This window comes from Nocardioides nematodiphilus, assembly GCF_020216525.1.
Lineage (GTDB): Bacteria > Actinomycetota > Actinomycetes > Propionibacteriales > Nocardioidaceae > Nocardioides > Nocardioides nematodiphilus.
The window spans coordinates 386,038-409,465 of the sequence record NZ_JAIWOY010000002.1 but is presented as its reverse complement, the minus strand read 5'-3'; the positions used below and the strand labels follow the sequence as shown (position 1 = coordinate 409,465).

The 23,428-nt window shown below is 70.4% G+C and carries 24 protein-coding genes; 16 read left to right on the top strand and 8 right to left on the bottom strand.

The window, feature by feature from the left end; translation table 11 throughout:
• Positions 1 to 17: 17 nt before the first annotated feature.
• Positions 18 to 1,649, top strand: a complete 1,632-nt coding sequence (locus KSO98_RS04970; RefSeq protein WP_225283879.1) for a glycoside hydrolase family 13 protein — start codon at positions 18 to 20, stop codon at positions 1,647 to 1,649.
• Positions 1,650 to 1,720: 71 nt separating this feature from the next.
• Complete coding sequence (locus KSO98_RS04965) at positions 1,721 to 3,307, top strand: phospholipase D-like domain-containing protein (protein WP_225283878.1); 1,587 nt, start codon at positions 1,721 to 1,723, stop codon at positions 3,305 to 3,307.
• Here KSO98_RS04965 and KSO98_RS04960 read toward each other — a convergent pair.
• Complete coding sequence (locus KSO98_RS04960) at positions 3,274 to 4,812, bottom strand: AMP-binding protein (RefSeq protein ID WP_225283877.1); 1,539 nt, start codon at positions 4,810 to 4,812, stop codon at positions 3,274 to 3,276. The two genes, KSO98_RS04965 and KSO98_RS04960, sit on opposite strands and share 34 nt — an antisense overlap.
• A 114-nt stretch (positions 4,813 to 4,926) precedes the next feature.
• Between KSO98_RS04960 and KSO98_RS04955 the strand changes: the two genes are divergently transcribed.
• Positions 4,927 to 6,126 carry an alcohol dehydrogenase catalytic domain-containing protein gene (locus tag KSO98_RS04955; RefSeq protein ID WP_225283876.1) on the top strand — a complete coding sequence of 400 codons (1,200 nt, stop codon included), beginning with the start codon at positions 4,927 to 4,929 and terminating at the stop codon, positions 6,124 to 6,126.
• A 13-nt stretch (positions 6,127 to 6,139) separates the two neighbouring features.
• Here the strand turns inward: KSO98_RS04955 and KSO98_RS04950 are convergent, their stop codons facing one another.
• Positions 6,140 to 6,607, bottom strand: coding sequence for a DUF8821 family protein (locus KSO98_RS04950; RefSeq protein WP_225283875.1), 468 nt, complete (start codon positions 6,605 to 6,607; stop codon positions 6,140 to 6,142).
• Positions 6,608 to 6,870: 263 nt separating this feature from the next.
• Between KSO98_RS04950 and KSO98_RS04945 the strand changes: the two genes are divergently transcribed.
• From KSO98_RS04945 to KSO98_RS04925, 5 genes are all read left to right on the top strand, one after another.
• On the top strand, positions 6,871 to 7,074 hold the full coding sequence (locus KSO98_RS04945) for a cold-shock protein (RefSeq protein WP_225283874.1): 204 nt from the start codon (positions 6,871 to 6,873) through the stop codon (positions 7,072 to 7,074).
• Positions 7,075 to 7,172: 98 nt separating this feature from the next.
• The gene (locus tag KSO98_RS04940; RefSeq protein WP_225283872.1) at positions 7,173 to 7,940 is read left to right on the top strand and encodes an LLM class F420-dependent oxidoreductase; all 768 of its coding nucleotides are present in this window, start codon (positions 7,173 to 7,175) and stop codon (positions 7,938 to 7,940) included.
• A 318-nt stretch (positions 7,941 to 8,258) separates the two neighbouring features.
• The gene (locus tag KSO98_RS04935) at positions 8,259 to 8,909 is read left to right on the top strand and encodes a hypothetical protein (RefSeq protein WP_225283871.1); all 651 of its coding nucleotides are present in this window, start codon (positions 8,259 to 8,261) and stop codon (positions 8,907 to 8,909) included.
• An 86-nt stretch (positions 8,910 to 8,995) separates the two neighbouring features.
• Positions 8,996 to 9,403 (top strand): phage holin family protein, encoded by a 408-nt coding sequence (locus KSO98_RS04930; RefSeq protein WP_225283870.1) that lies wholly within the window; start codon positions 8,996 to 8,998, stop codon positions 9,401 to 9,403.
• Positions 9,376 to 9,984 carry a DUF3618 domain-containing protein gene (locus KSO98_RS04925; RefSeq protein ID WP_225283869.1) on the top strand — a complete coding sequence of 203 codons (609 nt, stop codon included), beginning with the start codon at positions 9,376 to 9,378 and terminating at the stop codon, positions 9,982 to 9,984. The genes KSO98_RS04930 and KSO98_RS04925 overlap by 28 nt, the downstream gene beginning before the upstream one ends.
• A 66-nt stretch (positions 9,985 to 10,050) precedes the next feature.
• Here KSO98_RS04925 and KSO98_RS04920 read toward each other — a convergent pair whose 3' ends face one another.
• The gene (locus tag KSO98_RS04920; protein WP_225283868.1) at positions 10,051 to 10,269 is read right to left on the bottom strand and encodes a hypothetical protein; all 219 of its coding nucleotides are present in this window, start codon (positions 10,267 to 10,269) and stop codon (positions 10,051 to 10,053) included.
• Between the two features lie 68 nt (positions 10,270 to 10,337).
• Here KSO98_RS04920 and KSO98_RS04915 point away from each other — a divergent pair, with 68 nt between their 5' ends.
• Positions 10,338 to 10,760 (top strand): pyridoxamine 5'-phosphate oxidase family protein, encoded by a 423-nt coding sequence (locus KSO98_RS04915; RefSeq protein WP_225283867.1) that lies wholly within the window; start codon positions 10,338 to 10,340, stop codon positions 10,758 to 10,760.
• Positions 10,761 to 10,834: 74 nt separating this feature from the next.
• A complete protein-coding gene (locus KSO98_RS04910) occupies positions 10,835 to 11,296 on the top strand; it encodes an SRPBCC family protein (protein ID WP_225283866.1) in 462 nt (153 codons plus the stop codon).
• A 91-nt stretch (positions 11,297 to 11,387) separates the two neighbouring features.
• Here the strand turns inward: KSO98_RS04910 and KSO98_RS04905 are convergent, their stop codons facing one another.
• A complete protein-coding gene (locus KSO98_RS04905; RefSeq protein WP_225283865.1) occupies positions 11,388 to 14,885 on the bottom strand; it encodes a family 78 glycoside hydrolase catalytic domain in 3,498 nt (1,165 codons plus the stop codon).
• A gap of 304 nt (positions 14,886 to 15,189) precedes the next feature.
• On the opposite strand from KSO98_RS04905, the gene KSO98_RS04900 reads away from it, so the two are divergent.
• From KSO98_RS04900 to KSO98_RS04885, 4 genes are all read left to right on the top strand, one after another.
• On the top strand, positions 15,190 to 15,711 hold the full coding sequence (locus tag KSO98_RS04900; RefSeq protein ID WP_225283864.1) for a hypothetical protein: 522 nt from the start codon (positions 15,190 to 15,192) through the stop codon (positions 15,709 to 15,711).
• A gap of 27 nt (positions 15,712 to 15,738) precedes the next feature.
• Positions 15,739 to 16,752, top strand: a complete 1,014-nt coding sequence (locus KSO98_RS04895; RefSeq protein WP_225283862.1) for a glycoside hydrolase family 26 protein — start codon at positions 15,739 to 15,741, stop codon at positions 16,750 to 16,752.
• Positions 16,753 to 16,832: 80 nt separating this feature from the next.
• Positions 16,833 to 18,311, top strand: coding sequence for an ABC transporter substrate-binding protein/permease (locus tag KSO98_RS04890; protein WP_225283861.1), 1,479 nt, complete (start codon positions 16,833 to 16,835; stop codon positions 18,309 to 18,311).
• On the top strand, positions 18,308 to 19,072 hold the full coding sequence (locus tag KSO98_RS04885) for an amino acid ABC transporter ATP-binding protein (RefSeq protein WP_308012727.1): 765 nt from the start codon (positions 18,308 to 18,310) through the stop codon (positions 19,070 to 19,072). Before KSO98_RS04890 ends, KSO98_RS04885 begins: the two co-directional genes overlap by 4 nt.
• Before the next feature lie 3 nt (positions 19,073 to 19,075).
• Here the strand turns inward: KSO98_RS04885 and KSO98_RS04880 are convergent, their stop codons facing one another.
• Complete coding sequence (locus KSO98_RS04880; RefSeq protein ID WP_225283860.1) at positions 19,076 to 19,651, bottom strand: phosphatase PAP2 family protein; 576 nt, start codon at positions 19,649 to 19,651, stop codon at positions 19,076 to 19,078.
• Between the two features lie 99 nt (positions 19,652 to 19,750).
• Between KSO98_RS04880 and KSO98_RS04875 the strand changes: the two genes are divergently transcribed.
• A complete protein-coding gene (locus KSO98_RS04875; RefSeq protein WP_225283859.1) occupies positions 19,751 to 20,902 on the top strand; it encodes a fatty acid desaturase family protein in 1,152 nt (383 codons plus the stop codon).
• Between the two features lie 28 nt (positions 20,903 to 20,930).
• Here KSO98_RS04875 and KSO98_RS04870 read toward each other — a convergent pair whose 3' ends face one another.
• The 3 genes from KSO98_RS04870 to KSO98_RS04860 form a co-directional block, all read right to left on the bottom strand.
• Positions 20,931 to 21,650 carry a GAF and ANTAR domain-containing protein gene (locus tag KSO98_RS04870; protein WP_225283858.1) on the bottom strand — a complete coding sequence of 240 codons (720 nt, stop codon included), beginning with the start codon at positions 21,648 to 21,650 and terminating at the stop codon, positions 20,931 to 20,933.
• A gap of 74 nt (positions 21,651 to 21,724) precedes the next feature.
• The gene (locus tag KSO98_RS04865; protein ID WP_225283857.1) at positions 21,725 to 22,102 is read right to left on the bottom strand and encodes a hypothetical protein; all 378 of its coding nucleotides are present in this window, start codon (positions 22,100 to 22,102) and stop codon (positions 21,725 to 21,727) included.
• 147 nt (positions 22,103 to 22,249) lie between these two features.
• A complete protein-coding gene (locus tag KSO98_RS04860) occupies positions 22,250 to 23,065 on the bottom strand; it encodes a DUF1206 domain-containing protein (RefSeq protein WP_225283856.1) in 816 nt (271 codons plus the stop codon).
• A 67-nt stretch (positions 23,066 to 23,132) separates the two neighbouring features.
• Between KSO98_RS04860 and KSO98_RS18420 the strand changes: the two genes are divergently transcribed.
• Positions 23,133 to 23,255 (top strand): hypothetical protein, encoded by a 123-nt coding sequence (locus tag KSO98_RS18420; RefSeq protein WP_263642334.1) that lies wholly within the window; start codon positions 23,133 to 23,135, stop codon positions 23,253 to 23,255.
• The last annotated feature ends 173 nt before the right edge of the window (positions 23,256 to 23,428 follow it).

The window sequence follows — 23,428 nt, the reverse complement described above, 5'->3', positions numbered from 1 at the left end:
GCCCAGGAGGGATTCGCATGCAGCAGGGGAACACCGCACCGGAGTGGTGGCGGTCCGCTGTCGTCTACCAGGTCTACATCCGCTCGTTCGCGGACGGGAACGGGGACGGGATCGGCGACATCGCCGGTCTGCGCTCGCGCCTCCCATACCTGCGCGATCTGGGGATCGACGCGATCTGGATCAACCCCTGGTACCCCTCGCCGCAGATCGACGCGGGCTACGACGTCTCCGACTACCGCGCCATCGAGCCGGCCTACGGCGACATCGCCGAGGCCGAGCAGCTGATCGCCGAGGCGCACGCGATGGGCATCAAGGTCGTCCTCGACATCGTCCCCAACCACACCTCGTGGGACCACCCGTGGTTCCAGGCCGCCCTCTCGGGTGACGAGGCTGCGCGTGCGCGCTACCTGTTCCGCCCCGGCAAGGGCGAGTACGGCGAGCTGCCGCCCAACGACTGGGAGGCCATCTTCGGCGGCCCGGCCTGGACCCGCTCGACCAACCCCGACGGCACCCCCGGCGACTGGTACTGCCACCTCTTCGCCCCGGCCCAGCCCGACCTGGACTGGACCAACCCCGAGGTCATCGCCGAGTTCGAGGACATCTTGAGGTTCTGGTTCGACAAGGGTGTCGACGGCTTCCGTATCGACGTCGCCCACGGCCTCGCCAAGCAGGAGGGCCTGCCCGACGCCGGCCTGCGCAGCGGCCGCAAGGACCGCGTCGACCACCCCGCCTGGGACCAGGACGGCGTGCACGAGATCTACCGCGGCTGGCGCCGCGTCGCCGACCAGTACGACGACCGCGTCTTCGTCGCCGAGGCCTGGGTCGAGGACAACGACCGTCTCGCCCGCTACCTGCGGCCCGACGAGCTGCACACCGCGTTCCAATTCGACTTCCTTCAGGCGCCGTTCGTGGCGCCCGTGATGAAGGCGACCATCGACGACGCCCGCGCCGCCGCGGCCGCCGTGGGCGCGCCCGCCACCTGGGTGCTCTCCAACCACGACGTGGTGCGCCACGCCACCCGCTACGCCCGCTCCCAGCCCGACCACGCGGTGTCCTCCATCTGGGAGCAGGCGCGCTGGCACGAGGGCGCCCCCGACCTGGCCCTGGGCCTGCGCCGCGCCCGCGCGGCCGCGCTGCTGACCCTGGGCCTGCCCGGCACCGCCTACGTCTACCAGGGCGAGGAGCTCGGCCTGCCGGAGTACGAGGACATGCCGGCCGAGGCGCGTCAGGACCCGGCGATCAAGCAGTCCGGCGGCGTGCAGATCGGCCGCGACGGCTGCCGCGTACCGCTGCCGTGGTCCGGCACCGAGGCGCCGTACGGCTTCAGCGAGGGCTCGCCCCAGACCTGGCTGCCGCAGCCCGCCGACTGGGCGCACTACACCGCCGCGGCGCAGGAGGCCGACGACGAGTCGACCCTGCACCTCTACCGCCGCGCCCTCGAGCTGCGCGCCAAGTGGCTGCAGGGCGAGGGCTTCGCGTGGGTCGAGGCTCCCGCAGGCGCCTTCGGGTTCTCCCGCGGCGAGGTCCAGGTCTGGCTCAACACCTCCGGCGAGCCGATCGACCTGCCGGGCGAGCTGCTCCTGGGCTCGGACGCCGACGCCGAACCGGGCACCCTGCCCAGCGACGCTGCCGCCTGGGTCCGCGTCTGATCCCAGCCCGTCCGGGCGCACAGCGCTCCGGCCCGGTCGACCACACCACCCGCGTACGGCATGCTCGGAGCATGCTCGAGCCCGCGGACTGGCTGTTGACCGTGCCGGAGCGCGCCAACGCCCGCACTCGGATCGATGATCGCCATCCCGGCGACCAGGCCTGGGCGGAGCACAACCGCGTACGCGCGCTCATCCACGGCGCGACCTACTTCCGCGAGCTCTACGACGCCGTCGAGGCGACCCGCTCCGGAGACCTGGTGCTCTTCACCGACTGGCAGGGCGACGCCGACGAGCGACTCACCGGCGAGCCCGGCTCCGAGGTCGTCGAGATGTTCACCCGGGCCCATGAGCGTGGGGTGATCGTGCGCGGACTGGTCTGGCGCTCCCACCTCGACCAGACCGGGTTCTTCGCCAAGGAGAACCGCCACCTCGGAGAGCACCTGCAGCGCCGCGGCGTCCGCGTCCTGCTGGACATGCGGGTGCGGGCCGGCGGATCACACCACCAGAAGTTCGTCGTGATCCGGCACCGCGACGACCCTGAGCGCGACATCGCCTTCGTCGGCGGCATCGACCTCGCGCACAACCGCCGGGACGACGCCGAACACGCCGGGGATCCGCAGCCGCAGCCGCTGACCGAGGAGTACGGGGAGCATCCACCGTGGCACGACGTGCAGGTCGCCATCCAGGGGCCGGCGGTCCACGAGGTCGAGACGGTCTTCCGCGAGCGCTGGGACGACCCGGCGCCCCTCTCGCTCGCCCCGTGGCGCCGGATCGCCGATCGGCTGCGTGGGCTCGACAGCAAGGCCGACGGGCTCCCGGAGCAGTGGCCGCCGCCCCCACCCGCCGGGGAGCTGGTGGTGCAGCTGCTGCGGACCTACCCCGACCTGCGCTTCGACCGCGACTACCCGTTCGCCCCGGGTGGCGAGCGCAGCATCGCGCGCGGCTACGTCAAGGCGGTGGCCCGCGCGCGGCGGCTCGTCTACGTCGAGGACCAGTACTTCTGGGGCCACGACGTCGGTCGCGTCTTCGCCCAGCAGCTGAGCGCCGAGCCCGAGCTGAGGCTCATCGTCGTGATCCCGCTGGTGCCCGACGTCGACGGCGCCAACCGGACCGCGCAGATCCTCGGCCGCGAGCGCTCGCTGCGCGCGCTGCTGGAGCGGTTCCCCGACCGGGTCGCGGCGTACGGGCTGGAGAACCACGCCGGCACGCCGGTCTACGTGCATGCCAAGGTCTGCCTCGTCGACGACGCCTGGGCCAGCACCGGCTCGGACAACTTCAGCCGCCGCTCGTGGACCCACGACTCGGAGCTGACGGCGGTGGTGCTCGACGAGGCGTACGCCCGGGACCTGCGGTTGACGCTCGCCGCCGAGCACCTCGATCGGCTGGAGGCCGTCGCGGACGAGGGCCTGGCAGCGGCGATGGCCGACTGTGCCGATCCGGCCGCGATGTTCGAGGCGTACGCCGCGTGTGCGGCCGCGCTGGAGGCATGGCATCGCGCCGGTCGTACGGGCGAGCGCCCGCCGGGCCGACTGCGCCGGCTCGAGGTGCCTCGGGTGAGCGCGGCACAGCGAGGCTGGGCCGCGGTGCTGCTCGACACCCTGCACGACCCGGACGGGCGGAAGCGTCAGTTCACCTGGCGGTCGCGGCCCTCCCAGTAGGGCGCCCGGAGCTTGAACTTCTGCAGCTTGCCGGTGGCCGTCCGGGCGAGGCTCTCGCGCAGCTCCACGACCGTCGGCGCCTTGTAGCCGGCCAGCCGCTCCTTGCACCAGGCGATGATCTCGGCCTCGGTCACCGTCTGCCCGGGGGCAGGCACGACGAGCGCGAGGATGGTCTCGCCCCACTTCTCGCTGGGGACGCCGATGACGGCGACCTCGGCGACCGAGGGGTGGCTGAAGATGACGTCCTCGACCTCGATCGAGGAGACGTTCTCGCCGCCGGTGATGATCACGTCCTTCTTGCGGTCGCTGATCGTCAGGTAGCCGTCGTCGCCCAGGGTGCCGCCGTCGCCGGTGTGGAACCAGCCGTCGCGCAGCGCCGCGGCGCTCTCCTCCGGCTTCTCCCAGTAGCCCTCCAGGACGACGTTGGAGCGGGCCAGGACCTCGCCGTCGGGCTCGATGTCGAGGGTGACGCCGAGCGCGGGCGCGCCCGCGCGGGTGAGCAGCCCGGCCCGCTCGTGCGGGTCGAGGTCGTCCCACTCGGCGCGGGTGCGGTTGATGGTCAGCAGGGGCGAGGTCTCGGTGAGCCCGTAGATCTGGATGAACTCCCAGCCGAGCTCCTCCTGCACCCGTACGACCGTCTTCGTCGGTGGCGGCGCGCCGGCCATGATGATCCGCACCCTGTCGCGCCCGGGGATCTCCCCCTCCCAGGTCTGGGCGGCGTCCAGGACGGCGGCCGCGACGGCCGGGGCCGCGCACATCACGGTGACACCGTGGTCGCGCACGCGACGCAGGATCTCGGCGCCGTCGACCTTGCGCAGCACGATCTGCTTGATGCCCAGGCCGGTGGTGGCGAACGGCATGCCCCAGCCGTTGGCGTGGAACATCGGCAGCGTGTGGAGGTAGACGTCGCGGTCGGTCAGCCCGGCGTGCAGCGCGAACGTGACGGCGTTGGTCCAGATGTTGCGGTGCGTGATCTGGACGCCCTTCGGGCGCGCCGTCGTGCCGGAGGTGTAGTTGATCGTGGCGGTGGCGTTCTCGTCGTGCTCCCAGGGCTGCGGCTCGATGCCCTCGGGCGCGAGCAGGCTCTCGTCGTCGCCGAGGACGAACCGCATCTCGGCGGTGACGTCGGCCAGCGCGCCGTCGACCTCGGGGTCGACCCAGAGCACGCGGGAGCCGGACTGCTCGACGATGTAGCGGACCTCGTCGGGGGAGAGGCGGAAGTTGATCGGCACCAGGATCCGGCCGTAGCCCGCCACGCCGAAGAACGCGGTCAGCAGACGTGCGGAGTTGTGGCTGACGACGGCGACCCGCTCGCCGGGTGCGACGCCCAGCTGGTCGAGTCGCGCCGCCATCCGGGCCGCGAGCCGGTACATCTCGCCGTACGTGATCTCGCCTCCGGCGAAGGGCGCGGCGGGCTGATCGGGCTCGTCGACCACGCCGACGCGCTCGCCGTACACGAACGCACCGCGCTCGATGAAGTCGGCAATGCTGAACGGTACGAACATCCGCGCCTCCAGAGGTGACCCACATCTCACTTGTTGGCGAGCGTAGCGGGTGGCTTCGACTCCCGGCGGGTACCTGCCGGGACCGCACGCACGACGATCCAAGGGAGCAGCACCATGCGAGCAGTGACCTGGCAGGGCCCGAAGAACATGAGCGTCGAGGAGGTCCCGGATCCGGTCATCAAGGAGCCGACCGACGCGATCATCAAGGTGACGACGACCGGGCTGTGTGGCTCGGACCTGCATCTCTACGAGCCGCTGTCGCCGTTCATGACGCCCGGTGACGTGGTCGGCCACGAGCCGATGGGCATCGTGCAGGAGGTGGGGTCCGCCGTCACGAACCTCAAGACCGGCGACCGCGTCGTCATCCCGTTCAACGTCAGCTGCGGCGACTGCTGGATGTGCAACCAGGGCTTGATGAGCCAGTGCGAGACCACGCAGAACCGCGACCAGGGCACGGGCGCCAGCTTCTTCGGCTACTCCAAGCTCTACGGGCAGGTGCCCGGCGGACAGGCCGAGTACCTCAACGTGCCGTACGCCGGCTTCTCGGCCATCAAGGTCCCGGAGGGGCCGGTCGACGATCGCTTCGTCTTCCTCTCCGACGTCCTGCCGACCGCCTGGCAGGCGGTGGACTACGCCGGCTTCGGTGCCGACTCCTCGGCCGAGGGGCGGACGCTGCTCGTGATGGGCGCCGGACCGATCGGCGACATGTCGGCGCGGATCGCGCTGCACCGTGGCGCTCGGGTGATCGTGGTGGACCTGGTGCCCGAGCGACTGGCGCGGGTCGCCGCGCGCGGTGCCCAGGTGATCAACCTCAACGACGTCGGCAAGGGCCTCGGCGACGCGGTGCGCGAGCTGACCAACGGCCGAGGCGCCGACGCCGTCATCGACGCGGTCGGCATGGAGGCGCACGGCTCACCGATGATCGAGATGACGCACAAGATGGTCGGCATGATGCCGTCCGCGATCGCGCAGCCCTTCATGAAGAAGGCCGGCATCGACCGTCTCGCCGCCCTGCACGCGTCGTTCGACGTGGTGCGTCGCGGCGGCACCGTCTCGATCATCGGCGTGTACGGCGGCGCGATGGACCCGATCCCGATGATGCAGCTGTTCGACAAGCAGGTGCAGCTGCGGATGGGTCAGGCCAACGTGCGTCGCTGGAGCGACGACATCCTCGCCCTGCTCCAGCAGGGCGAGGACGTCCTCGGCGTCGAGTCCTTCGCCACCCACCACCTGCCGCTCGACCAGGCGCCGCAGGCCTACGCCGACTTCCGCGACAAGAAGGACGGGATGGTGAAGGTCCTCTTCAAGCCGTGATCGCGCAGGGGCTTCAGTAGGAGCCCTTGATCACGAAGAACGAGCCGCGGATGGTCCCCGCGAGCTTCGACTTCTGCCGGGCGAACTTGAAGCCCGCGGCGTCGAGCTCGGCGGGGATCTCCATGCCCTCGGAGAGCTTGAAGCCGACCGCGCGCTTGCCGCCGTCCTCGATGGTCCACAGCACGTTGATCACCAGGCCGGACCGGTAGTAGAGCTCGGGCCACTTGATCCCGTCGACCTCGATGTCGGCGACCTCGAGCACGGGGGAGTCGATGACCAGGCCGCGCTCCTCCTTGAGGATCGTGTGCACCCAGTCGACCAGCTCGCTCGCCTCGGCGGCGGGCACGGTGACGTACTCGTGGTCGTACTTGGTGTGGAAGTAGCGCGCCTCGTTGGCGCGCAGGCCGGCGAGGGCCTCGGCGACCGGCGAGGACTCGAGTCCGGTGGTGGAGACGTCCTTGAAGTCGACGACGTAAGACATGTTCGCTCCTCGGGAGAGATCGGTCTGGTTCACGGTAGTGGTCATGCCTCCACGACGAAGATGTGCCGAGGTTTGTGACAAGTCGGCCTTCGATGAGTACATTGGTGGAGTGAAGGAGACGTTCGCGTCTTCCCGTGTCCACCCGGGCGCGGCACATCTCAACGATTCTTGGTCTTCGGTTTTTCTGGACATCAGGCGTAACAGATGTCTTCAGCATCGCGTCCGGCACGTTGTCGGGCGCTGGTAACACCGAAGGAAGCAACATGGCTCAGGGCACCGTCAAGTGGTTCAACTCCGAGAAGGGCTTCGGCTTCATCGCCCAGGCTGACGGCGGCGACGACGTCTTCGTTCACTTCTCCGCGATCCAGGGCAACGGCTACAAGTCGCTGGACGAGAACCAGGCCGTCGAGTTCGACGTCACCCAGGGTCCGAAGGGCCCGCAGGCGGAGAACGTTCGCGCTCTCTGATCTTCTAGATCACGCTGGCAACGGCGGTCCCGGATTCCGGGGCCGCCGTTGTCGTATTTTCCGGTTGCCGGATTTCGGACGATCAGTAGGTTGGCACCATGACCCGTCCCCTGCGCATCGGCGTCCAGCTCCAGCCTCAGCACGCCGACTACTCGACCATCCGTGATGCTGTCCGCCGTGCCGAGGACCTCGGCGCGGACGTCATCTTCAACTGGGACCACTTCTACCCGCTCTACGGCGAGCCCGATGGCAAGCACTTCGAGGCCTGGACGATGCAGGCCGCGTGGGCCGAGCAGACCTCGCGCGCCGAGATCGGCTGCCTGGTCACCTGCAACTCGTACCGCAACCCCGAGCTCCTGGCCGACATGGCGCGTACGGTCGACCACATCAGCGGCGGCCGGCTGGTCTTCGGCATCGGCTCCGGCTGGTTCGAGCGCGACTACGACGAGTACGGCTACGAGTTCGGCACCGCTGGAGGCCGCCTCGACGCACTCGCGGAGGCGCTGCCGCGCATCGAGAAGCGCTGGGCGGCGCTCAACCCGGCGCCGACGCGGAAGATCCCGGTCCTGATCGGCGGCGGGGGAGAGAAGAAGACCCTCAAGCTGGTCGCCAAGCACGCCGACATCTGGCATTCGTTCTCCGACGTGGAGACGCTGCGGCACAAGCGCGACGTCCTGGCGGGCCACTGCGCGGACATCGGCCGCGACCCGTCCGAGATCGAGATCTCCACGGCCGCCACCGACGTCGAGGGCGCGAAGGCGCTGCGCGACGCGGGTGCGGAGCTGATCACGTACGGCGTCGGGGGACCCGACTACGACCTCAAGCCGCTCGAGCAGCTCCTCGCCTGGCGCGACACCCTCGACTGATCCCTCGTTCTCCGCGAGCCTCCTCCCCGCACCGCGGGGAGGAGGCTCGCGTGCTTCTGCGGCAGATTCTGGTGATCTTCGTGCATCGGTGGGGTGGTCGGACCTGAGCGGGGTACCGCGGAAGTCCTTCCTGGACACGATCAGCCGGCGGGCATTCCTCGACCGGTGGAAACGGAGAGCCGATGACTACATCGAACTACGGGACCTCCGCAGACGGGGGAGCAGCAGTCCACGTCCGGCGGCGGGCTGAGCGATAAGAAGGAGCAGGCGCAGGAGGTCGCCGGCACTGCCACGCAGGAGGCCGGCCGGGTCGCCTCGGTGACCAAGGACGAGGCGATGAACGTCGCCGCGGAGGCGAAGCACCAGGCGGCCAATCTGATGGATCAGGCACTCTCCGAGGTCGAGCAGCAGTCGGAGACGCAACGTGACCGGCTCGTCGAGACGCTGCGCGGCTTCACCGACGACGTCGAGAAGATGCTCTCGGGTCAGGGCGGGGCGAACGGCCTGGCCGGCGATCTGGCCCGGCAGGTCGCGGACCGCGCCCGCGTCCTGACCAGCAGCCTGCAGGATCGCCGTCCCGGCGAGATCCTCGAGGATGTCCGCGGGTTCGCCCGGCGGCGCCCGGCGACCTTCCTCTTCGGCGCACTCGCAGCGGGTGTCGTCGCAGGCCGGTTGACTCGTGGGGCCAAGGACAGCGGGGCGGTCGGCTCGAACGGGACCTCGGGATCCTCCTCGACGTCCACGTCGAGCACGCCGCCGATGACCCAGCCGATGACCCAGCCGCCGGCGAGCGCCGGCGGATACTCCTCGGGTGCAGCGGGCGGCGGCGCGGGCACCAGCCCCGCGAACACGGGCGTTCCGCCCATCGACGACCTGGGGGAGACGCCGCTGGCCCCGGACTCGGGGTTCGCTGAGCCGGAGTCGGGCCTCGCGCCGCCGTCGAGTGGCCAGTACGGCGGCCCGGCATGAGCACCTTCGATCCGCGGGGCCCATCGGGCGGCGGTCTGCCGCCGCAGCCGGTCCAGCCATCCGACCCGAGTTGGGGCGGGGCCCATGTGGCTGGTGGACCGGTCGACACGGACGAGCAGCGCTCGTTGGGCGACATCGTCGGTGACATCGCCACCGATCTGACGACGCTGATCAAGCAGGAGCTCGAGCTGGCCAAGACGGAGGCCAAGGACGCCGCCGTCAAGGCCGGCAAGGGCGCCGGCATGTTCGGGGGAGCGGGCGTAGCGGCGCTCCTGATGCTGATCTCGCTGACGCTGACCCTCATCTGGCTGCTCGACGGCTGGATGCCGCGCGAGGTGGCAGCGCTGATCGTGACGGTCGTCTGGGCCGTGATCGCTGGCGTGCTGGCGTTGCGCGGCCGCACGGAGATCAAGCAGATGAACCCACCGCTGGAGACGACGCAGAAGACCTTGAAGGAGGACGTGCAATGGGCGAAGGCACAGAAGAACAGCTGAGCACCGACATCGCGGGCACCCGCGCCGACCTGACCCGTAACGTCGACGAGCTCGTCGACCGGGTCGCGCCGAGCCGGATCGTCGAGCGACGCAAGGAGGCCGTCCGCGGCCGCGTACGGAACATGAAGGAGGCGGTGATGGGCACAGCGACCAGCGGCACCGACGCCGTGACCGGTGCGGGCTCGGCGGTGGCCGGGCGTGCGTCGGATGCAGCGGGGGCGGTCGGCAGCACGGTCCACGGGGCCGGGGACGCGGTGCGCTCCCAGACGCAGGGCAGTCCGCTCGCGGCGGGTCTCATCGCGTTCGGCGTGGGCGCGCTGGTCAGTGCACTCATCCCGGCCAGCGAGAAGGAGGAGCAGCTCGCGCAGCGCGTCGTCGAGACGGCGAAGGAGCAGGGCCAGCCGCTCATGGACGAGGCCAGGTCCATGGGCCAGGAGGTCGGCGAGCACCTCAAGGACCAGGCCGGCCAGGCCGTCGACCAGGTGAAGTCCACGGCGCAGCAGTCCGCCCAGCACGTCAAGGAGCAGGGTCAGGAAGCGACCCAGCACGTGCAGGACGACGCGCAGTCCACGATGTCCTGAGACATCTGCCCGACCCGGCCTCCGCATCGATCTGCGGCGGGCCGGGTCGTCGCGTGCCTGGGAGTGCTAGAGCTTGGACAGGTGCGGGAACGGGCTCGGGATGCGGATGATCTCCGGGCGGAAGTCGACCGTCACACCGGCGGCGTCGAGGGAGACGACCCGGCCCATGCCGTGCGAGTCGTGGTTGACCAGCTCGTCGACCTCGAACTGGAGGATCACGCGCTCCGGCTCCGGCGCGAAGGGGCTGCTGGCAAGATGTCGTCGCCGCGGCGAGGAGGAGGTCACCTAGTGAGTCTGCGCCCTCGGTCGCGGATCCACGATTCCTCGTCGACGATCACGCTCAGGAGAGACCCATGGCGCACTGGATCCCGGGTTGGGACTCCTTCCCCGAGCAGCTGCACGCGTTCTGGTCCGAACGGCACCTGTGCTCGCTGAGCTCGGCACGCCCGGACGGCACCCTGCACACCGTGCCGGTCGGCGTGACGATCGATGTCGAACGCCGCTGCGCGTGGGTGATCACCGACGGCGGCTCGGTGAAGGCGCGCCGGATCGGAGCCGCCGGCGCGGACGGTCTGCCCGTCTCCGCCTGCCAGATCGACGGAGCGAGGTGGTCGACGCTCGAGGGGCGGGCCGTCGTCGATGGATCGTCTGACGCGGTGCGCCGCGCCGTGGAGTGCTACGAGCAGCGCTACCGCCGTCCTCGGGAGAACCCGACCCGGGTCGCCCTGCGCATCGAGGTGTCCCGCTTCCTCGTCTCGGGGTCCCTGCTGGACTGAGAGGGCCGCGAGCGTTTGGCGCGCCGTCCCTCGGGCACGGGAGGGGGTCCCAGTCACCGGCCAGGAGGTCCTTCGTGAGCCAGATCCAGCAGTCCATCGACGTCGACGTCCCCGTCGGCGTCGCCTACAACCAGTGGACGCAGTTCGAGTCGTTCCCCCAGTTCATGTCAGGCGTCGAGTCGATCACTCAGATCGACGCCACCCACAACCACTGGGTGACCAACATCGCGGGCGTCACCCGTGAGTTCGACACCGAGATCACCGAGCAGCACCCCGACGAGCGGGTGGCGTGGACGAGCACCTCGGGTGACAGCAAGCACGCCGGCGTGGTGACGTTCCACCGGTTGGACGAGGCCAAGACGCGCGTGATGATCCAGATCGACTGGGAGCCGTCCGACCTCGTGGAGAAGATCGGCTCGGCGGTCAACATCGACGACCACCAGGTGAAGAAGGATGCCGAGCGCTTCAAGACGTTCATCGAGTCGCGCGGTCAGGAGACCGGCGGCTGGCGCGGTGACGTGGACGCCCCCAGCTGAGGCGGGCACGGAACAGCACAGCCAACAGCACAGCCGGGCCGGCTCGTCGTAGGACGGGCCGGCCCGGTGCTGTGCTCCGGGGGAGGATGGATCAGCTCTGACGGTGGAAGGTCACCTCGCCGGGGGAGACGGAGAAGACCTCGTACCCGGCGACGGTGCCGGTCCGCCGGGCCTGCCCGCCCGTGGCGACGAACGAGTCGCCTGCCTCGGCCGGGACGTACACGGTGGCTGTGGTGCCCGCCGGGACGGTGACCTGCATCGTGCTGACGCCCCGGTCGTCGCGGTTCCACGAGCTGGCGATCGTGCCGTACGGCGTCTCACGGGTGCCGGCGACGTGGCGGAGCGTGCCGACGACCTGCGGCTTGATGACCACCTCGTCGAACCCGTAGGACCCCGCCGCCTGCTGGATCCCGGACAGGCCGGCGTTGAACCACTCGTCGATCTGCAGCAGGATCATGTGGTTCTGCGAGCCCGCCATGTCCCACGACTCGGGGATCGTGGTGCGACCCGCGGCGACGAAGTTCTGGTAGCTCGGGGCCGACGGCTCCTGCAGCACGTCCCACAGCACCTGGCTGCGGTCGTTGTCCATCAGCACCTGGTAGGTCGGCTGGAGACCGACCTCGCCCCCGGACATGTGCGGCCCGGTGCCGTTCCCGTCCTTGTTCGGACCGGGGTGAAAGCCGTAGATCCGCTTCTCCAGATCGTCCAGGACCGCGCTCTTGGACGCGGGCGGGACGATGCCCATCGCCAGGGGCAGCGCGTCGAGGGTCTGCGAGCCGGTGGTGCCCTGTGAGCCGGCGCTGGTGTACGACTGCGTCGTCGCGTTGAAGAAACGGGCGTTGAACGCGTCCGCCAGCTGCGCCGCGAGTCCGCGGTAGTCCGTGGCGTCGGCGTGGTGACCGAGCGCGTCGGCCATCTCGGCGAGCTCCGAGGCGATCATGAAGAGCCCGTAGGTGCCGGTGGCGTCCTTGGGGGTGCTCGTGTCGCCCGCGATCCAGTCACCCAGCCCGCTGACCAGCAGGCCACCGGAGACCTGCGCGCGCACGTAGGAGAGGTACTCCCGCATCGGCTCGTAGTAGCTGCGCATCGTGTCGGTGTCGCCGTAGGTCTTCCACAGCTCGTACGGCGTCAGGATGAAGGCCCCTCCCCAGTTGACGTCGTCGCGATAGCCGCCGCCGAAGTTGGGGAACTCCGGCGCCGTGCCCGGGATCAGACCGCCGGTCTGCTGGACCTCGAGCATGTTCTGCTCGGTGGTGCGCAGGAACGACGAGACGTCGAAGTTGGAGCGGATCGCGCCCATCGACTGGATCATGTCGGCGAGCCAGCCGAGCTTCTCGCGGTGCGGGCAGTCGGTGAAGATCGATTGCATGTTGGAGCGGATGGAGTACTCCGACATCGAGTGGATCGTGTTGATCAGGTCGTTGTCGGTGGTGATGCTGCCGCCACTGGGCACGTCAGCGTTGGTCTGCAGCCCGACCAGCGTGGACTCGTCGGGGACGAAGCCCTTCGGCAGGCCGCGCACCTGGACGTACTGGAAGCCGTGGTACATGAACTGCGGGCTGAACGTCTCACCGCTCGGGTCGCCCGAGGCGGTGTAGGTGTCCAGGATGCCGCCGTTCGAGCCGGCCGTGGCCGTGCTGACGGCGCCGTTGCCGCTGGCGGTCTCGCCAGGGACCATGGTGATCACGGTCCCGGCCGGCACCGTGCCGCCGTCGAGGTGCAGCTGCGGCATGCCGGCGATGTTCTGGCCGAGGTCGAAGGACCACGACCCGTCACCGACGTTCTTGATGGAGACGGGCTTGAACGTCCGCTGCACCCTCACCGGTGGTGCCTTGCGCCAGCTGAGCCGCGTGTCGAGGGACGGTGCCGAGGTGATCGACGCGTCCTCCCAGCCCTTGGCGGCGGAGAGGTCCGGGTCGGGCAGGTCCCAGCCCGGCTGCACGCGGGTCGCGTCGAAGTCGGTGCCGGCGTACCAGTTGTCGGTCACGGTCGGGCCGTGCGTGACCCGCCACGAGGGGTCGGTGCCGATGTCGGTGGTGGTGCCGTTGGTGTAGGTCACCTCCAGGCGTGCGATCAGCCGCGGGGTGACGGTCATCTCGGCGACCTTGGGCGACCCCGAGCCGAGGACGTCCGCGCCGGCGGCGTGCGCCTGCCCGAAGCCGTCCGCGACGGTGAGCGTGTTGCCGGCGCTGTCGACGGCGGTGACCTTGCGCGACTCCAGTCGGCTGCCGCCGTCGCCGGTGTCGACGTTGACCGTGTCGCCCACGGAGTAGCCACCGACGCCCGAGAGCGGGACCGTGGTGCCGCCCGCCGGGATGGGCCCGGTGAGCGTGCCGGCGGGGATCGGCGTGGAGTTGAACTTGGTGTAGACGTCCGTACGCCCGACGGGTGCGTTGGTCTGGGGGTAGACGTCGGTCTGGCCGTTGCCCAACGCGACGCCCAGGGTGTTGTCCCCGCGCCGGATCAGCCCGGTGACGTCGTAGGCGCCGTACTCGGCGGTGCGCAGCGGGTTGGTCACGCCGGGGTTGAGCACGGTGTCGGTGACCGGCTTGCCGTTCACCGTGGCCTGGTAGGCGCCGAGACCGGAGATGTAGAGGCGCGCGCTCGCGACGTTCCTCGTGGCGTCGAAGGGCTTGGCGAAGATCGGCAGCGGGTTCTCCAGGTCCGGACCCTGCGGGTTCGGCTGGCCGATGACGGTCGCGACCACGTCGGCGTCGGTCGGCTTCGCGGAGGTGGCCGAGGCACGGATGGTGAAGTCCACCGGGAAGTCGGGGATCTTGCCCTCCGGCGTCCGCGCGTCGGTACGCGGGAAGAGCACGACCCGGTCGAAGGCCTGGACCGAGCCGAGGTCGACCTGCACCCACTTCGAGGGGGAGACGTCCTGGGTGGTGGACTGGCGGCTGGCGTAGCCGGGGCTGATGATCTTGCCGTCGGTGAGCAGCTTGGTGCCGCAGCCGGGGCAGGCGAACTGGTCGTAGACCGAGACGCTCCTGCCGAGGGCGAGATTGGTGCCGTTCGGGGCCAGCACCTGCATCTCCGAGAGCATGACGCGTGAGACGAGGCCGTAGGAGGACTCGTTGATCGGCAGGCCCAGCTTGGTGACGTCCAGACGGACGTAGCGCGCGCTCTGGGTGCCCACGTCGACGCTCACGCCGCGGTTGAGCGGCGGCGGGGGGAGCTGGATCCACCGTGCGCCGTCCCAGTCGGAGCTCTTCAGCAGGCCCATCTCGAAGGAGGACGGCCGGCTCCAGGTCGACGGCACGCCGGCACCGTCCCAGACGCGAACCTGCCAGGAGACCGGCGTACGGGAGGTGAGGGGTGCGCCCGCATACGTCGCCTGCTGGGTGGTGCTGCGCACCTGGCCGGAGTCCCACAGACGCTTGCCGGCGGCGGTGCTCGCCCGCACCTCGTAGGCCGTCTGGCGCGCGTTCGTCCCCGCGCCGGACAGCTGCCAGCTGAAGGTGGGTGTCGTGTCGTCGACGCCGAGGGGCTGGTCGGTGCGGTTGTCCAGGCGCAGGTCGCCGACGGTGAGGTGGGCGCTGTGGGGATCAGCGGCCCCGGCGCCGCTGATCCCGCCCAGGGCGGTCACGCTGATGGCGAGGGAGGCCGCAAGTGACCACCGAGTGAAACGATGCACGCGGCCTGCGCCGAGCGGGGATACGGGAGAGGTAGGGGAACGCACCGAGAACATCTCTTTTCTCTGAAACGATTCAATTTGACCGGCTGTCATCCTGGCATGACAGTGATCCAGGTCACAAGAGGCAAGTTTCGACCGCCCTCGCGACCGCGCCTCAGCTCGGCGCCTGCGGTGCCGATGTGGGGGCATCGACCGGCTCCGACCCACGACGCAGCTCCGCTGCGTGCGCCGGACCCTCTGCTCCTGAGGAGGAAAGATGCCCCGTTCTGGCATCCGTACGATGGCCGCTGTCGCTGTGGTGAGCATGAGCATCGGGGGTGTCGCGTTCGCCGAGTCGGCCAGCGCCGGCAAGCCCTCATGGGCCGGCAAGCCGGTCTCCATGGCCAAGCCGCCCAAGCCGGTCAAGGCCACCGGCGAGGAGCCGTGCTCGGTCGAGCAGGCGAACCTCACCAACGCCCAGGCGAAGCTCGACTGGTTCGCCCAGCGCTTCGCCACGGAGACCACCGCCGTCGCGAAGAGCAAGAAGGCGGTCGCCTCGGCGAAGAAGTCCTCCAAGGCCCGCGCACAGAAGGCGCTGGTGGCTGCGAAGGCCGACCTCGCCCAGGCCACCCGCGACCGCCAGGCCCAGGTGGGTCGCGTCGCCGCTGCTACCGCCGCGCTGGATGCCTGCCAGGCCGGTACGCCGTCGTCGAACCCGACGACGGACCCGACGACGGACCCGACCGACAGCGCCACGGACACGCCGACCGACACGCCGACCGACACGCCCTCGCTCTGATCCCACCTGCTCTACTGAGGCGTGGCCATGACATCGACTCCCTCCCGGTTCCGCTCGCGCCGCATGACGATGCCGCTGGTGGCGCTGCTCGCAGTGCTGCTCGTGGCGGCCGGCATGGCCTCGCCCGCGCAGGCTCGATCGGCCAGGTCGAAGCCGGGGAAGACCACCACCGCCCCGCCTGCACCGACCGTTCCGCGGTCCTGGGGCATCGCCGCGCCCGGCCTGCCCCAGGACGCGAGCGCGCTGAACGCCGTGACGCAGGTGCTCGGCCAGAGTCCTGACCGGGTGATGTGGTACGACGCGTGGTCCAACGGGACCACCTTCCCGGCGGCAGCCGCGCAGACGTTCGCCGCGAGCGGCTCGACCGTGGAGGTCACCTGGGAGCCGTGGGACCCGGCCGCGGGGCTCAACCAGCCGGCGTACGCGGACGCGCGGATCGCCGATGGCGCCTTCGACGCGTACCTGAAGGGCTATGCGGCCTCGGTGAAGGCGTACGGCCGTCCGGTCGTGCTCCGCTTCGGCCACGAGATGAACGGCCAGTGGTACCCGTGGAGCGTCGGGGTCAACGGGAACACCGCCGCCGGCTACGTCGCCGCCTTCCGCCATGTGCACGACGTCTTCGTGGCCCAGGGCGTCACCAACGTGACCTGGGCGTGGACGCCCAACGTGCCCTCCTCGGGCTCCTCCACCCTGGCTGCCGCCTACCCCGGGGACGCCTACGTCGACCAGGTCGGCCTGGACGGCTACAACTGGGGGACGACCGGCACCGGCACCACCTGGCAGTCCTTCGCCACCATCTTCGGTGCGGGCCTCACGCAGCTGCGGGCGCTCACCGCCAAGCCGATCTGGCTCGGTGAGGTCGCCTCGACGGAGAAGGGCGGCGACAAGGCGACGTGGATCCGTGACATGTTCAGCACGCTCGCGGCGCACCCCGAGATCGCTGGCTTCACCTGGTTCGACTTCAACAAGGAGACCGACTGGCGCATCGACTCCTCCACGGGGTCCGCCTCGGCGTTCCGCACCGGGCTGGCGACGTACTGAGTCTCGTCCGCCGGTCGGCTGGGTAATGTGCCGACATGCGATGCGACCTCCTCCTGCTGCGAGACGGCTGCTGATCCGACGTGAGACGCGTACTGATCCTGCTCGTGCTCCTGCTCGGCGCGATCCTGGCGATGCCGGCGATCGCGCCCGCCGCATCGGCTGCCGACGCCCCGTCGCGCCCGGTCGTCCGGGTCGGCACGGAGGGCACGTACCCTCCGTTCTCCTACATCGATCCGAAGTCGGGCGAGGTGACCGGCTTCGACATCGAGGTCGCCCGGGCGGTCGCGGCGAAGGCGGGCTGGGACCTCAAGATCGTCCGCGGCACCTTCGACTCGCTGTTCCCGGCGATGGACGCCGGCCGGATCGACATGATCGCCAACCAGATCACGATCAACCCGGACCGTGAGGCGCACTACCTCTTCAGCACGCCGTACACGTACTCCCACGGCGTCATCGTCACCGCAGCCGGCACCGACGACATCACCACGCTGGCCGACCTGAAAGGGCGCACCGCCGCCCAGTCGCAGACCAGCAACTGGACGCAGGTCGCCAAGGACGCCGGCGCGAAGGTCCAGTACGTCGACCAGTTCTCCCAGACCGCCGCGCTGCTCGCGCAGGGCCGCGTCGATGCGACCATCAACGACAACATCGCGGTGCTGGACTACCTGGCCACCTCCGGCTCCACGAAGATCAAGATCGCGGGCGACGCCGGCGACGAGGTCAACAAGCAGGCGCTCGTCTTCCCGAAGTCGGACAGCGCGCTGCGCGACCAGGCCGACGCGGCATTGGCCGCGCTCAAGGCCGACGGCACCCTGGCGAGGATCTCGCAGAAGTACTTCAAGTCCGACGTCACCGTGCCCAACGCGGGCCAGGTCCACGTCAAGGGCTCGGACGTCGGGCGCAGCACCGCGCAGGTGGTGCGCGACGCCGCGTGGCCGATGCTGCGCGGGACGCTGAAGGGCACCATCCCGCTGACGATCGTCAGCTTCGTCGTCGGGTTGCTCATCGCCCTGCTGGCCGCCCTCGCCCGGATCTCGTCCAGCTGGTGGGTGCGGGCCCCGGCGCGCGTCTACATCTCCATCATCCGAGGCACGCCGCTGCTGGTGCAGCTCTTCATCGTCTTCTACGGCCTGCCCGAGCTCGGCGTCGACCTGCCGAGCTTCCCCGCGGCCTGCCTGGCGCTGAGCCTCAACGTCGGCGGCTACGCCGCGGAGATCATCCGGGCCTCGATCCTGGCGGTGCCGCGCGGTCAGTTCGAGGCAGCCACCACGATCGGCATGGGCTATGCGCGGACCATGCGGCGCATCGTGCTTCCCCAGGCGGCGCGCATCGCCGTACCGCCGCTGTCCAACACCCTGCTCTCGCTGATCAAGGACACCTCGCTGGCCTCGGTCGTGCTGATGACCGAGCTCTTCCGCGAGGCGCAGGTGGCCGCGTCGGTCAGCACCCGGTTCATGGCGCTGTACTGCCTGGCCGCGCTCTACTACTGGATCATCTGCTACGTGGTCTCGTTGGGCCAGAACGCGCTGGAGAAGCGAGTCGGGAGGTACGCGGTATGACCGCTCTGGTGGAGGTCACCGGGCTGGAGAAGTCGTTCGGCGACCACCGGGTGCTGCGCGGCGTCGACCTCGCGGTCGACAGCGGCACGGCGACGGTGCTGCTCGGCCCGTCCGGCTCCGGCAAGACGACCGTCCTGCGCTCGCTCAACGTCCTCGAGATCCCCGATCGCGGGGTCGTGCGGATCGACGACGCGAGCGTCGACTTCGCCTCCCTCCCACGCGACAAGCGGGAGCGCAACCGGGCCATCGGAGCGCTGCGCGCCCGCAGCGGGATGGTCTTCCAGGCGCACAACCTCTTCCCGCACATGACCGTGCTCGGCAACCTCATCGAGGGGCCGGTCCAGGTCCAGCGCCTGCCGCGGGAGGAGGCGGTGGCGCAGGCTCGCGTCCTGCTCGAGCAGGTCGGCCTCGCGGGGCGTGAGGACGCCTATCCCGCGCAGCTCTCCGGCGGGCAGCAGCAGCGTGTCGGGATCGCCCGTGCGCTGGCGCTGAAGCCTGAGGTGCTGTTGCTCGACGAGCCCACCTCGGCCCTCGACCCGGAGCTGGTCGGGGAGGTGCTCGCGGTGATCCGCGACCTCGCCGCCGAGGGCTTGACCCTGGTCATCGTCACCCACGAGGTGCGCTTCGCCCGCGACGTCGCCGATCAGGTGCTCTTCCTGGACGGCGGGGTCATCGCGGAGCGCGGCGGCGCGGAGGTCCTGGAGGACCCGCGCGAGGAGCGTACGAAGCAGTTCCTGGCCCGGGTGCTCGAGGCGCGCTGACGCTCAGCGGCAGAGCTCGAGACCGAGCAGCCCGATGCCGCTGCCGAGCATGAGCCCGGCCACGGCATCCAGCGGCTCGTGGGCGCCCTGCTGGACGCGGGCCAGCGCCGAGAGCAGCGTGACCGCTCCCGTCACCGCAGTCACGGGGGCCGGTACGAGGGGCGCCAGCAGCATGGTGGCGCAGGCCCCGACGGCCGCGTGCCCCGACGGCATCGAGCCGCCCTCGAGGGGCGCGTCGTCGCGCAGGGCCGTCGGCTGGACGTAGAGCGGACGGGGACGAGGGCGCACCTTCTTGGTCGCGACCTCGACGCCCTTGGTCGCGCCCAGGGCGAGGAGTGCCACCGCGGCATGGCGGGGGCGTCGTCGGGCCGCGGCGATCGCAGCCACGAGCGGGAGCGTCCAGGGGATGCCCCACTGTTGGGCCACCCGTAGCTCGACCCGCTGGTCCATGCCGTTGACCAGTGCGAACAGTGCGCGCTCGCGGCGGCCGGGGTCGCCCGGGCGGGCTGCGATCGCGCCGTAGCCGAGCAGGAGCACTGCCGCGGCCGAGAGCCGGACACGCGGGGGAGGAGGCGGCACCGTCACGACGTACCAGTGCCCGGTGCCCGTCCGGGCGATGCTTCCCCAGACGGTGTGAAGCCGGGGCGACGCGGACGCCGTGGCGGGGTACCTGATCGCATGGCCTCCCTCACCGCGACCCGTCCCGCCGCGCTCACCGACGCCCAGGTGAGGGAGCTGGCCGAGGAGCTCGACGAGATCCGCCGCGAGGTGATGAGCAGCCGCGGCGCGAGCGACGCGGCCTACATCCGGCGGGTGATCAAGGCGCAGCGCCTCCTCGAGCTCGGCAGCCGGGTGCTCCTGCTGGGCTCTCGCCGGCGCAGCCTGTGGCTGCTCGGCACCGCCTCCCTCGCGCTGGCGAAGATCCTCGAGAACATGGAGATCGGCCACAACGTGCTGCACGGGCAGTGGGACTGGATGGGCGATCCGCGGATCCACTCCACCACCTGGGACTGGGATCATGCCTCGCCCCCGGAGCAGTGGCAGCGCGCGCACAACCAGGTCCACCACACGTACACGAACATCGTGGGGCGCGACAACGACCTCGGGTACGGGATCATGCGGGTCGACGAGGCGCAGGAGTGGCAGCCCCGCTACCTCGCCCAGCCGGTGTGGAACCTGGTGACCGCCTGCATCTTCGAGTGGGGCATCGCCATGTACGACCTCGACCTGGGCGACCACCTGCGGCAGCGGGTCGCGATGTCGCCGGAGAAGAGGGTGGAGGCGCGGCGGATGGTGCGCCGGGCGCTGCGGCAGGCGGCGAAGGACTACGTGGTGTGGCCGGCGCTGGCGACCCGCAGCTGGCGAGGCGCCCTCACCGGCGCCGCCGTCGCCAACCTGACGCGCAACCTGTGGTCGCACTCGGTGATCATGTGCGGCCACTTCCCGCAGGGAGTGGAGGTCTTCGAGCTGGCGGACCTGGACCCGAACGAGAGCCGCGGCGACTGGTACCTGCGCCAGATGCTCGGCTCCGCCGACATCACCGGGCCGCCGGTGCTGCACCTGCTGACCGGGAACCTCTCCCACCAGATCGAGCATCACCTGTTCCCGGACATGCCGAGCAACCGCTACGCGGAGATCGCGCCGAGGGTCCGCGCGCTCTTCGATCGCTACGGGCTCACCTACTGCGCGCGCCCGCTCGTCCCGCAGGTGCTCTCCGCCTGGCGCCGGGTCATCCGGCTCTCGCTGCCCGATGACTGGATGCGGGAGACCCGCCGCGACAACCTGCTCCCTCAGCTACGCGAGCTCGTACGACGCTGTCGCGCGGCGTGAGCCGACGATCTGCCGGCGCACGGCTGGATCAGGAGGGGTCCTCGCGGATCACGCTGTGGTCGGCGACGACCTGGGCCGCGATGTCGGCGAGGCGGGTGTTGAGGCGGTTGGACGCGGCCCGTAGCCGCTGGAAGGCCTCCGCGTCGGTGAGGTCGTGGGTCGCCATCAGCATGCCGACGGCCTTGCCGATCTCGCGGTTGCTCATCATCGCCTCGCGCAGGCTGGTCGCCTCCTCACGCTGGGTGGCGGCGCTGAGGGCGACGGACGCGAAGCTCACCAGGAGCGCACCCATGTCGGCGGCCTCCTGGGTGAACGCGCCCGGCACGTCGGAGAACATGTTGAGCGCGCCGACCTTCCGGCCCTCGACCATGATCCGGTAGCCGATCATCCCGCGTACGGGCGTCTCGCGCAGGATCCGCTCGGCCAGCTTCGGCCAGGCCGGGTGGACGGTGATGTCGGCGTCCCACTCGAAGCGCTGGGTGACGATCGCGTCGCGGCACGGGCCCTCGCCGACCTCCCACTCGAGCTTGTCGACGTACGCCGCGATGTCGTCGGTCGTCGCCTCCAGCACCGGCTGCTGGTCGGCGCCCACCGTGGTGATGCAGGCCCGGTCGCAGCCCGGGACGACGGTGAGCGCGGTGCGGCAGATCTCACCGAAGATCTGGTCGTACGCGTGGCCCTGGTAGACCATCTGGGCGAGCGACGCGAAGGCAGCAGCCGCCTCGTCCAAGGAGACTTCGGATGTCATGCGCGTGCGGCCCTTTCGACAACGTGGTCCGCGAATCTTGCCACGAAGCGGTGCCTCTCGTCCTGATCCGGACCCTAGATCGCGACCGGTACGAGCCGCACGAAGCTGACGATGGCGCTGCGGACCACGGGAGTTGCCCAGACGACGAAGTCGCGCTCGAGGGGCAGCTCGAGCGCGAGGACGGCCTCGGTGTAGACGGCGGTGACGTGGGTCAGCAGCGCGTCGCGATCGAGGGGAGTGCCGCGGTAGCGCTTGGCCGACGCCATGGTGACGGCGGAGATGATGTCGAGGTTGAGAGCGGCCACCTCGCCGAGCCGTGCGCGCCGCTCCTCGGGGGTCGCGGCGACGGCCGCAGCGTCCAGCAGCGCCTGCGTGCGGCGGGCGCGGTCAGCGCGATTCAGAACGGGGGTCGGAGGCCCGTTCGGGTGGGGCGGTCGCTTATCAGTGCTCACGAGACTGCTCCTCGTAGAGGATGAGGGGTCTCGCCATTTGCTTAACGAGGGTGGACGACGCAAGAGCGCCGCCTACGCTGCCCACGGTAGGCCGTCTAGACCTCCCTGCCAAGACCGTACGGCTCCCGGCGCGCCGCGGCGGGCGGGTTACTTGCGGCGCAGATAGAACGCGCGGGCGATGTTGTAGAGGCCGTAGCAGGCGAAGCCGAGGCCGATCAGGATCAGCAGCGCGCTGCCCAGCGGGGCGTGCCGGGCGCGCTGGAGCGCCTGGTCGAGGCCGCCGGAGTGCTGGGCGTCCTGAGTGAAGGCGGCCCAGATGACGAGGCCGCCGACGATCCCGAACGCGAGGCCGCGGCTGGTGTAGCCGGTGCGGGCGAGCACGGTGATCACCTTGCCGAGATCGCCTCGCTTGCCGTCGGGATCGAGATCCTTGCGCCAGCCGTCGCCGAGACCGCGGATGACGCTGTAGACGCCGTACGCGAGGATGGCGAGACCGGCCGCGGCCACGATGACCGGTCCGGCGGGCAGCTCGAGGATTCGGGCGGTCCACGTCTTGGCGCCACCGCTCTTGTTGCCGCCCGAGCCGGAGGCGACCTTGGCGCAGGAGAACGCGAAGACGGCGAACACGATCGCCTTGGCCGCCGAGGCGAGTCGTGCCACGACCCGCTTGCCGCCGTCCTTGTCGTGGTGCCCGACGAGTGCGGTGGCCGCCTCCCACAGCACCAGCGCGCAGAAGCCGCCGAACGCGATCCACAGCATCGTCCCGCCCAAAGGCTGACGCGCGACCTCATGGAGCGCCCCCTGCCGCGACACCTTCGCCGAGCTGCCGCCGCTCACCGCGATCTGCACGGTCAGCCATGCGAGCACGCCGTAGACGAGTCCGTAGACCACGAACCCGATCCGCGCTCCCCACTCGAGGGCGGGGGAGTCCCGCGCCTCCTCAGCCGCAGTCTGTGTGTTCACGAGCCCCGGTTCCCGGCACACGGCCGGGCACACCCCCTGGGGCATCCGCGATCGATAACCTTTGCCCATGGCCGACCTGACCGAGCCCTGCCCCAACTGCGGCACCCTGATGCGCTGGGAGACCTCCCACGAGCGCTGCGACGGCTGCGGCTACATCCGCCCGTGCTGTGAGGGCGCTCCCTGTCACTGAGGCTCGACGGATCGCTCGTCCCGGCGCTGCGCCCCGCGCGACGGTCGGCGAGCCGGCGTCGGGCCGACCTGGCACGGTGCTGTGAGTCGACCGATTCGTCTGCGCCCGCCGTGCACGCCCTCTACGGTCGCCGAGGGAGCTTTACGTCGGAGGGAACAGCACCATGGGACATG

Excerpts from the sequence above, each read along its gene's own strand:
- KSO98_RS04940 (WP_225283872.1), top strand. The coding sequence starts at position 7,173 with ATGACCCGTCCCCTGCGCATCGGCGTCCAGCTCCAGCCTCAGCACGCC.
- KSO98_RS04945 (WP_225283874.1), top strand. The coding sequence starts at position 6,871 with ATGGCTCAGGGCACCGTCAAGTGGTTCAACTCCGAGAAGGGCTTCGGC.
- KSO98_RS04955 (WP_225283876.1), top strand. The coding sequence starts at position 4,927 with ATGCGAGCAGTGACCTGGCAGGGCCCGAAGAACATGAGCGTCGAGGAG.
- KSO98_RS04960 (WP_225283877.1), bottom strand. The coding sequence starts at position 4,812 with ATGTTCGTACCGTTCAGCATTGCCGACTTCATCGAGCGCGGTGCGTTC.
- KSO98_RS04915 (WP_225283867.1), top strand. The coding sequence starts at position 10,338 with ATGGCGCACTGGATCCCGGGTTGGGACTCCTTCCCCGAGCAGCTGCAC.
- KSO98_RS04965 (WP_225283878.1), top strand. The coding sequence starts at position 1,721 with ATGCTCGAGCCCGCGGACTGGCTGTTGACCGTGCCGGAGCGCGCCAAC.
- KSO98_RS04895 (WP_225283862.1), top strand. The coding sequence starts at position 15,739 with ATGACATCGACTCCCTCCCGGTTCCGCTCGCGCCGCATGACGATGCCG.
- KSO98_RS04885 (WP_308012727.1), top strand. The coding sequence starts at position 18,308 with ATGACCGCTCTGGTGGAGGTCACCGGGCTGGAGAAGTCGTTCGGCGAC.
- KSO98_RS04875 (WP_225283859.1), top strand. The coding sequence starts at position 19,751 with ATGGCCTCCCTCACCGCGACCCGTCCCGCCGCGCTCACCGACGCCCAG.
- KSO98_RS04900 (WP_225283864.1), top strand. The coding sequence starts at position 15,190 with ATGCCCCGTTCTGGCATCCGTACGATGGCCGCTGTCGCTGTGGTGAGC.
- KSO98_RS04925 (WP_225283869.1), top strand. The coding sequence starts at position 9,376 with ATGGGCGAAGGCACAGAAGAACAGCTGAGCACCGACATCGCGGGCACC.
- KSO98_RS04970 (WP_225283879.1), top strand. The coding sequence starts at position 18 with ATGCAGCAGGGGAACACCGCACCGGAGTGGTGGCGGTCCGCTGTCGTC.
- KSO98_RS18420 (WP_263642334.1), top strand. The coding sequence starts at position 23,133 with ATGGCCGACCTGACCGAGCCCTGCCCCAACTGCGGCACCCTGATGCGC.
- KSO98_RS04950 (WP_225283875.1), bottom strand. The coding sequence starts at position 6,607 with ATGTCTTACGTCGTCGACTTCAAGGACGTCTCCACCACCGGACTCGAG.
- KSO98_RS04870 (WP_225283858.1), bottom strand. The coding sequence starts at position 21,650 with ATGACATCCGAAGTCTCCTTGGACGAGGCGGCTGCTGCCTTCGCGTCG.